This is a genomic window from Oscillibacter sp. GMB15532 (genome assembly GCF_041020825.1).
Taxonomy (GTDB): Bacteria; Bacillota; Clostridia; order Oscillospirales; family Oscillospiraceae; genus Oscillibacter.
Map to the genome: position 1 here is coordinate 141012 of NZ_JBEVTO010000010.1, position 10030 is coordinate 151041.

At 54.8% G+C, this 10030-nt stretch carries 6 protein-coding genes; all 6 read right to left on the reverse strand.

The window, feature by feature from the left end:
- Positions 1-418: 418 nt before the first annotated feature.
- Positions 419-1936 (reverse strand): alanine/glycine:cation symporter family protein, encoded by a 1518-nt coding sequence (locus ABVS15_RS12785; protein WP_369284068.1) that lies wholly within the window; start codon positions 1934-1936, stop codon positions 419-421.
- 123 nt (positions 1937-2059) lie between these two features.
- Positions 2060-3007: a sugar phosphate isomerase/epimerase family protein gene (locus ABVS15_RS12790; protein ID WP_369284069.1), complete on the reverse strand. Its 948-nt coding sequence runs from the start codon at positions 3005-3007 to the stop codon at positions 2060-2062.
- A gap of 390 nt (positions 3008-3397) precedes the next feature.
- Positions 3398-5125, reverse strand: a complete 1728-nt coding sequence (locus tag ABVS15_RS12795) for a sigma-54 interaction domain-containing protein (protein WP_369284070.1) — start codon at positions 5123-5125, stop codon at positions 3398-3400.
- 306 nt (positions 5126-5431) lie between these two features.
- A complete protein-coding gene (locus ABVS15_RS12800) occupies positions 5432-5953 on the reverse strand; it encodes a YgjV family protein (RefSeq protein ID WP_369284071.1) in 522 nt (173 codons plus the stop codon).
- Between the two features lie 117 nt (positions 5954-6070).
- Complete coding sequence (locus ABVS15_RS12805; protein WP_369284072.1) at positions 6071-8350, reverse strand: ATP-binding cassette domain-containing protein; 2280 nt, start codon at positions 8348-8350, stop codon at positions 6071-6073.
- Between the two features lie 30 nt (positions 8351-8380).
- A complete protein-coding gene (locus tag ABVS15_RS12810; RefSeq protein WP_369284073.1) occupies positions 8381-9739 on the reverse strand; it encodes an MATE family efflux transporter in 1359 nt (452 codons plus the stop codon).
- Between the last annotated feature and the right edge of the window lie 291 nt (positions 9740-10030).

Genomic DNA, 10030 nt, shown 5'->3' on the forward strand with positions numbered 1-10030 from the left:
ATATGGATGTCCAATGCTTTAGGAACGGTGAGGACGGAGCAGGAGGCTGGCTCGGCCAGAGCGTCAAGACTGCTGGTGCATTGGCCAAGGCGGTTGCGGGGGCTGTACGGGGCGACCCCCATGCAGCGCGGGCTGTGAGGGTGTTTTTCAGAATAAAAGCCATCATGAAGTCTGCCGCTGTTACCGCGCTCAAAACATCTCAGGGACGTTTCTTGAGACGGCCTTCCGTCGTTCCGCGAACGCACGAAAAGATAAGTCATTCATACGAAAAGAAAGCATCACCAGCCTGCCCTAAATACCAAGGGCGGGCTGGTGATGTGCTTACGCCGGACGCTTGCCATGAAATAAAGGCAATTCAAAGCCTGTGACTTTGCGGTTGAGCTTTAAAATGGGGGGAGAATCATGGTTCAGGAGATTCTCACGTTGCCTTGTCCGCATGGATGCGGTCTTTGTTGATCTCCGTCCATATCTCGCAATTTTCAATTCCCACCTTGTCGGGATCGAAGTAAGGATCTTCCACGCCGGCCTTGCGCTGCGCCATGTAGTCGTCATAGACCTTCTTGACCTTGGGAAGAAGAATTGCAAGGGTGACGAGGTTGAACCAGGCCATCAGAGCAAACATGATTTCGCTGATGGCCCATGCGGTAGACGCTGTGACATTTGCCCAGATAAGGAAGAAGATCGGCATGATGATACGGGTCGCCCAGATCAGTTTTCCGCGGGTTTTCTCGCTCATATTTCTGCAAAGATATGCAAGGCCCGACTCCCCTTCGTAATAATACGCGATGCAGGTGGAATAGGCAAAGAAGAACAGCGCAAGTGCAATAATCATGCCGCCGATGCCGTTGGGAAGGGCAGTGTTTGCGGCTTCCTGCACCCAAACAACGCCCGCCGTCATGGTTTCGGCCTGGGCTGCCATTTGCGCGGAGCCCTGCCCAATGTGCATAAAGGTGCCGTCGGGCCCCAGCACGTTGAAGCAGTCGGTGACAAGCGCCATGATGCCGGAGCAAAAGCAGACCGCTACGTCAATGTAAACGGAGAAGGCATTCACAAGGCCCTGCGTGGCAGGATGCGCGGTTTCCGCCGCGGCCGCTGCGGAAGGTGTTTCGCCGAATCCGGAGCCGGAGGAATTTACCGCGCGCTTGACGCCATAGGAGAAAGCGCCGCCGATCATTCCGCCAAACACGGAGTGCACATTGAACGCGCTTCCGATCATCATGGAGAATGTATAAGGAATTGCGCTGGCATTGTGTACAAGAACCGCAATTGTGACAATCAGGTAGCCAATGGTCATAAAGGGAACAATAATGGTGGAGAACTTGGCGATGCGGCGTACGCCTCCGGAGATGACGAGGAACAGCAGGACGGCGACAATCACGCCGGTGAGCCCACGGCTCATGCCAAAGCTGTTTTCAAAAGCCATGGCAATGTTGTTGGCGCTGGGGCCAGTGACCAGCAGGGGAACGCCAACGGTGGCAAACAGGGCAAAGATAACTGCAAACGCCTTGCCAAGCCCCTTCCAGGGGATACCTTTTTCCATATAGAAGTACGGGCCGCCGCGGTACTGGCCGTCCATGCGGACCTTGTAAATTTGACCGAGACTGTTTTCGGCATAGGCAATCGCGGAGGTGACGAGCGCGGTTATAATCATCCAAAAAACAGAGCCCGGTCCGCCGTACATGATTGCAACCATGACGCCGCCAATGTTGCCTACCGCAACACGATAAGCGGCAATGGAGCAGAAGGTTTCAAATGCGGACAAACCCGTTTGTGAACCGGAGCCCGATCGCAGAAGCTTCCATTGCAGCCCCGTTTTGGTGACGTTGCCGAATTTCATCGCAATGCAGTAGATGATGGCAAGTCCAAAGGTCAGCGCGATCAGGGGAGTTGCCCAAAGCAGGTTATTGATGGTCATAATAAATGATGAAAAGTCCATAGTTTTCTCCCTTCCTTTACCTTAAAACCTTAAAATATGGGGCCTGTAAGAGATGCGGCCTTGGCAAGGTTCCTCTTACTTGTCAGCCGTGATTCTCTGTGGTGGCGGAATCCCGGGTGGAGATCAGCGTCCCTTGATGCCAATATCCAGAACTTCGTGCATGAATTTAATGGATTTGCGCATGGCAAGAAGTTCTTCCTTGCGGCCTTCTTCCAGCGAATATCCGCTGAGTGGGAGCTCAATTTCCAGGTCAATGGTGTCCAGCTCGGCGGGTGCCTTTTCCCGCAAGACTTTCATGATTTCAACAACATCCACCTGGCCGTCGCCAATGGCGCAGCCAAGGGAGTGCGTGCCGTCGGGGTCGGCAAATATGCGATTGTCGCAAAAATGTACGCAGTAGCAGTATGGAGCCATTTTATCCACACAGTCCTTGATGCCTTCTGCCAGAACCATAGAGTTGATAGTGTCGCAGCAAGCGCCGACCAAGGGATGATTGATCTGCTCGACCATCCAGATTACCTCGTCGGAAAACAGATCGCAGTGGTTTTCGATCGCAATTTTCATTCCGTACTTTTCAATCGTGGACAGATTTTTTTGGAAGTCCATGACAATGTCCGCCATTTGCTTAACCGCTTCCGGGCACATACACGCGTGGGTCAGGCGATGAGGGTGTTCCACGTCCGTGCTGTATTTGACCAGCTTGCAGCCAAGCTTATGCGCAATCTCCAGCGACTCCGCAATGGTGCAGTTGACACGAGGGTCGGACGGGGCGTTAAAGGAAATGTTCAACTCCAGGTCCAGTCCAAGACGTTGCGCTTTTTCCCTGACTGCCGCCAAGTGTGCGTCGGACAGGTCGTTGTCCAGGTCCACCAGCGTCATGTGGATGACCTCAATTCCCTCCTCCACGCACAGATCCATTAGCTTATCCAGATTAATCACTTTTTCAAAAGCAAAGGTCTTTCCCTCGCTCTGGAAGCCCCAGCTTTCGCCCAGACCGCTCAGGTGCAGAGTATAGGTGTGCATCCCCAGTTTGAATTTACGTGCAGCTCCGGTTTCTGTAATGTGTTTCATTTGCTTTTCCCCCATTTAAGATTTCATGCGTCCGTCCGCTGTTGTCCGACCGACTGGCTTGCGGACAAAAAATGCCCGCGTCAATATAAGAAAGCAACTATCGTGCCAGTGTTAAATTACAACAAATAATTTAAAGGTTTAATTTAATTTTTATTGGTATTTACAGAATGTGCTTGCTCAAATTTGTGTAAATTGCTTAAATTTTTTCGCGGTGAACTGCCATATTATTTGCAAAATTTAATAAAGGGCAGGCTTGTTTATGGTTTTTCAACAACGATGATTATTTTTCATCATAGCTTTTCATAGAAAAAACCAGCCTCTCCAAAAGAAGAGGCTGGCTTGCATAGATGGAGGGTTCCTTTTCAGGGAAGCCTCCGGCCCGGGCCACGCCTATTTTGCGGATGCCTCCGGCTCTATTTTATAGCGATTAATTCTGTATTGCAGCTTTTGCCGGTCAATTTGCAAAATGCGCGCCGCCTCTGACACATTGCCGCCCGCATCCTTAAGAGCCTGAAAAATGGCGTCATATTCAAATTTCCTGATGATGTCATCCAGTGGTCCCAACAGGCGGGGAGGAGGCTGCAGTTCCTTGACAATCTGCTTTGCCGTGTCCTCGTCCAGGATATGCCGGGGCAGATATTTTGGAGAAATCACCGACTGGGTATCCGGCAGGATATTCATCGCATGCTCAATGGCATGCTGCAATTCGCGCACATTGCCGGGCCAACTGTAATTTTGAAACAGGCTGAAGGTTTTTTCATCGATACCGCTGACCTTTCTGTGAAACTCCTCGTTGTATTTCAGGCAGAAGCTGTTTGCCAGCAGCCGGATATCCTCTGGCCGCTCCCGCAGAGGAGGCGCCGTAATGCTGACGACGCCCAGACGATAAAACAGATCGCGCCGCAGCTTGCCCTCTTCAATCGCCTGGTATGGAGGAACGTTGGTGTTGGAAATCACGCGCACATCCACCTGAATTTCCTCTGTACCCCCGACGCGGCGGATGCGCTTATCCTGCAAAACGCGCAGCAGCTTGGCCTGCAGGTTGATATTCATGGAGTTTACCTCATCCAGAAGAAGCGTGCCGTGGTTGGCCTGCTCGAACAGGCCCGGCTTGCTCTCCGCGCCGGTGTATGCGCCGCGCTCCGTGCCGAATAGCAGACTTTCCAGCAGATTTTCCGGAATGGCTGCGCAGTTGATGGCGAGAAACGGGCCGTCGGCCCGGCTGCTGGCGTTGTGGATGCTGTGGGCAATCAATTCCTTCCCGGTCCCTGTCTCTCCGTATATCATCACGGAGGAATTGGAACGCGCCGCCTGCTGACATTGGGCGATCAATTCATCCATAACCGGGCTGATGTGGATGATGTCGTGAAAACGATAGTGCGCTGAGAGGGGCTTTGCCTTGGTGGGCCTGCCGTTCGAACTCTGCTCCACCAGCTGATCCTGAAGATCAATGATTTGCTTGCGCAGCAAATCCAGCGTGCGCCAGTCCTGCATGATGCTGGACGCACCCAGAACTTGCCCGTTCTGGACAATTGGATACATATTGACGACGATGTCCACATCATGTCCGAACCGCGTGGTGTAGGACTGCCTTCTGTTCAAAATGGCCTGCGTGGTTTTGAGGACCTGCGGAGTTCCGCACTCCTCGCCGTCCCGCATAAAATATACCTCAGAGACGGGCATTCCCCGAACATCCTGCGTTACCAGGGCGTCCATCTTTTCCGCCGCGTCATTGACAAGGTAAATGCGGCCATGCTCATCGCATAAAATCACGGCCTCTTCCAGTTGATTGACCACGCTGATCAACATATCATGGCAGGCGTCGTCCACTGCGTTTCGGAATACAATCAACTGTGCGCCGTCGGGAAGGCCGTCTGCCTCCGGGGTGGTGCAGCGCGTGACATAATGGTCAAACTCAACGCAGGTGTATACCGGCTTGTTGGATTCCTGTCCCAGCTCACCTGCAATGTCAATGAGCTGCTGCCCCACAAGCTTTCCCTGGCCGCACAGCAGCCGGTCACCCGCCTCGTTCACCGACAGGATGACACCGTCCCTCGACAAAACCAGCGCGCCGATTCCGGACTGTGAAAATGCCGTCATGATTTCCTGATAGTTCATCTGTCGTGCCTCCTCATGTCCCCTCTGATTGAAACTCCTTGGCGTAGTTTCTCAACTTCCTCTGAAAAAACAATACAGGCTTTATTATACCACCCCAGTAAAGCGCCGACGACCGGTGAAGTCAAACTTTATCCCATGCTCCACTTTAAGCTTTTTTGCACAAAATTTCTGTGCGGGGGATTGCCGCTTTTTTGCAGTTTCTCATCTCGGCGGAATTTGCCGCGCCGCGGCAGGCACTTAGCGGCGGTTTCCACAAAAAAGTACCGCGCGGGAAGATTCCCGCGCGGTGTGGCGGAGCCGCCTTTTTCAGGGGCTCTGGTCCAAAGCCTTCAGCCCGAAGCGCCAAATGGAAATCAGCGTGGATATGATGCCGAAAGTCTCGCTGATAACGCCGCCGTAGGAACGGACAAGAAGATTGTAGACGATCCAGGGCGGGCCCACCAGGGTCAGCTTTCCCAGCCGTATAACGCGCCCGTTCTTCGTCCATGTGGTGAGAATAAAGGACACCTGTCCCACCAGTACGAAAAAATCATACGGCTTGCTCCAGGTCAGAAGGCACGCTGCAACAGTGAGCAGAGCGAACACCCATCTCCAGCCCCTCCACTCCGCCCAGGCGTGGCCCTCCAGTCCGATGAAAAGGCTGCTTGCGGCGCCGAAGGCCAGCGTGGCGCAGCCGCTGTATGCGCCCAGCATCAAGAACTGAACCACAAACAGAAGATTCCCCGCCATCTGGCACAGAATCATCCACCGGCTGCTTTTAATTTGAAAGCAGCCGATACAAAAAGCCATTCCCACAAATCCGATAAGCTGTACCGCAATAGTGTACATCCGTCCATCTCCTCCGACAATCGGCTCTCAGCGCTGTTGGTTTCTCGCCCACCGTTTCCTTTTCAGACACAGGTTGTATAAAACGCGGATACGGAGCAGAGGGAAAGTTGCTTCGCTTTAAATGCGGGCGCGCAAAAATTTTGCGGTTTCGGAAGCTTCGCAGTTCAACAACGCCGCGGGAACACCGGCAAACAGCACGCGGCCGCCGCCGCGCCCGCCCTGGGGCCCCATGTCAATCACCCAGTCGGCCGCTGAGATCAGCTCCATGCGATGTTCCACCACCACCACGGTGTTGCCCTGCGCCACAAGGCGGCGCAGCAGCGCCAGCAGATGCATGACGTCTTGATGGTGCAGCCCGGTGGTGGGCTCGTCAAGCACATAGATATTGCCCTCTTTGCGCAGTTCGCCTGCAAGTTTAAGGCGCTGCACCTCGCCGCCGGAAAGCGTACTGGTGGACTGGCCCAAGGTCATATAGCCAAGCCCTACCTCCTGCATGGAGCGGAGGGGTTTTTGTATCTTAGGCAGCGGAAAGAATGCAAGGGCCTGAGAAATCGTCAGATTCAGGACCTGTTCAATATTCTTTCCGCGATAGGTATAGCTCAGCGCGGTGGGATTAAAGCGGCGGCCCTGGCACTCCTCGCACAAAATGGACACAGGATCGGCGAAAGCCACGTCCGGCGTAATCTCTCCCTTGCCTTTGCAAACGGGGCAGGCACCCTTGGAGTTGGCGCTGAACCATTGTGCGCTCACGCCGTTGTCTTTGGCAAATAATTTTCGTATTTCATCCATCACGCCCGTGTAAGTGGCGGGGGTGGAGCGGCTGGAGGTACCAATGGGTTTTTGGTCGATGACCACCGCCTCGGGATGGCGGGCAACAAACTCGTGGCAAATCAGGCTGCTTTTGCCGGAACCGGCCACGCCAGTGACAGCGGTGAGAACGCCCTTGGGAATGGTAACGGACACATCCTTAAGATTGTGCACGCTGGCATGCTGGATCGGAAAACCCTCCGCCCAGTCCAGAGGGTGCAGGTTTACAGAGAGCTTCTCCCGCATGGAGCGGGCCGTGGGCGTGTTGCCGCGCAGCATACCGTCCATGTCGCCCTGGTATACGATTTCTCCGCCCTGCTCTCCTGCCAGGGGACCCAACTCCACAATGTGATCCGCTAATTCGATCATCTGCCGGTTGTGCTCCACAACGAGAACCGTGTTATGCTTGCCGCGCAAGTCCAACAGCAGCTTCCCAATGCGATTCGCGTCCGCCGGATGAAGGCCGGCGGTGGGCTCGTCAAAGACGTAGGTGATGTTGCTCAGGCTGCTGCCCAGATGGCGGACAATTTTCAAGCGCTGTGCCTCGCCGCCGGAGAGCGTGTCCGTGCGGCGGTCCAGATTCAGATATCCCAGCCCCACATCTACCATATGCCGCAGGCACACGCCAATCTGGTCCGCCAAAGACTGCCCCAGCGGATCTGCGATGTCGTCCAGAATTGCCAGCAGGTCGCTGACCTGCATCTCATAATAATCGGCGATATTGTGGCCGTTGATTTTTGACTCCAGCGCCAGGGGGTTGAGACCGCTTCCGCAGCAGGCGGGGCAGGGGCAGCGCCGGACGAATCGCATTGCCTCGTCTCGCACCTGCTTTTTCAGGTCCGAGATGTCCCGGTTGAGATAAAGCCTGTTAAACCGTGTGACCACGCCCTCGTAGGGGAGCTTGGACACCTGCCCGGTATTGTTGCGGATAAAGTCCATCACCAGCGGTACGTCGGGCCCGATGCGCAGGATTTTCCATTCCTCTTGGGAAAAATCCCGCAGCTTTTTGTCAGGGTTTAGCAGCGGGTTGCAATGATAGTAAAATTCCTGCCAGCTTCCGCCGGAGAATTGACTGAAGCGAATGGCGCCCTCATGGATGGATTTGTCCCGGTCGAACATCAGCGTCTCGTCCAGCTGCACCTGTTCTCCCAATCCCGTGCACTCCGGGCACATGCCGTGGGGATGGTTGAAGGAATAGGCCATGGACCCGCCTGCGCTGGGGTGGCCCACTCTGGAAAACAGCAGGCGGATAAGAGGCGCGACGTCTGTCGCCGTACCCACGGTGGAGCGGGCATTGGCGCCGATGGCCCGCTGGTCAACCACAACGCAGGGCGTTAGGTTCCGGATATTTTCCACTGCGGGACGCTCATACCGGGGAAGACGGTTTCTCAGAAACAGCGGATAGGTGGCCTGCCATTGGCGGCTGCTCTCCACTGCAATGGTATCAAAGGCAAGGGAGCTTTTCCCTGAACCCGAAACGCCCGAGAGCACCACCAGCTGCTCCTTGGGAATGCACAGACTGATGTGTTTCAGGTTGTTTTCGGATGCGCCTGTAATTTCTATGCTTTCTCGTGTGAACTGATTTTTCATACGTACTCCTCTTGAGGGCTGACGAAAAGATTAGACGGAGCCTTCCGACAGGCGTTGGCGCCGCCGCAGCAATATCCAAAACACACTGAGGGCTGCCATAGTCAGCGCCCAGCTAATGGGATAGGAGAGATAGACCCGCTCAATGCCCGCGCTGCGGGTGTCCAACAGGGCAATCCATGCCACCCGGAATACGCAGGTGCCCAGCAGATTGATAATTACCGGGGTCAGGGAAAAGCCACAGCCCCGGAGAGCACCCACCAAAACGTCTGCAATGCCGAATATCACATAAGGACCCGCCACAATCCACAGCCTGAGCATGCCCGCTTCGATCACAGCCGGGTCACTGTTGTAAATGGAAATGAGCTTTGGGGCGAAGCCCGTGACAGCCAATCCCAGGACGGTTCCCAGAACCACCGTGTATAAAAGGCAGGTCCGCACAATGCGGTCAACTCTGTCGTAGCGTCCGGCTCCGATGTTTTGGCTTGTGAAGGTCTGGCAGGCGTGGTGAAAGGAATTCATGGAGATATACAGAAAGCTTTCCACATTTTCGCCCACGCTGCAGCCTGCAATCACGGTGCTGCCATAGGTGTTAACGGCGCTTTGAATGACCACATTGGACAGGCTGAACAGGCAGCTTTGAACTCCGGCCGGAATGCCGATGGCCGCCATGCGCGTAAGGCTGGCCCGGTCCAGACTCAGACTGCGCCAGGAAAACCGCAGGACGCCGCCGCTTTTCACCAAATAGCACATAATCAGGACGGCGCTGAAGACTTGGCTGATTACAGTGGCAAGCGCCGCGCCCGCCACCCCGGTGTCCAGGAGCACCACGAACGCGAGGTTTAAAATTACATTCAACATGCCGCTGCACAGAAGGAACAGCAGGGGACGTCTGGTGTCTCCGGTGGCCCGCAGGGCGGCGGCTCCGTAGTTGTAGAGCATCAGCGCGGGAGTACCGGCAAAGCAAATCCGGATGTAAGCAAGGGCCAGGGGGCGAACGTCGTCTGGAGTGGAGACCAGGGCCAGAAGATGCCCGGAGGACAGAATGCCCGCCGCACCCAGAACCGCGCCGCCCACCAACGCCATCAGCACAGACGTGTGCAGCGTGCGGGAAATTTCAGCTTCCCGGTTTCCCTCTCCAAGATAGCGCGCAATCGAGACGTTTACGCCGACGGAAATTCCGATCAGAAGGTTGAGAATCATATGGATAATGGGAACGGTACTGCCCACGGCGGCCAGACTGGCGGGACCCACAAAGCGCCCCACCACCACAATGTCCGCGGCGTTAAACAGCATTTGCAGCACATTGGAGGCCATCAGGGGCAGGCTAAACATCAGAATTTTTCCCGGCAGTGCGCCGCAGGTCATATCCAGAGCATTCTCTCCGCGCATGTCGATCTCACCTTTCCATTATTCTCTGGCGGCCGTCATACGTTTTTTAAGAACGGGCATTATGCCGATTAAACTCAATGATACTTGTGCCTGATAGGAAACGCAAGCTGGAAGCGAAAAGAGCAGAGTTTGCGCAAAGGTTTTGCTGCTTTTGGCAAAATTCCGTCGTCTGCTTCACACAAAAAAGGAGCGGCGCTGTGAAATCAGCGCCGCCCCTCTTAAATCCGGAGCGTTTTTAATAGACTGGATAAGCTGCGGAGGTTTCAAACCGGGGATTAGCGACCACTTTCA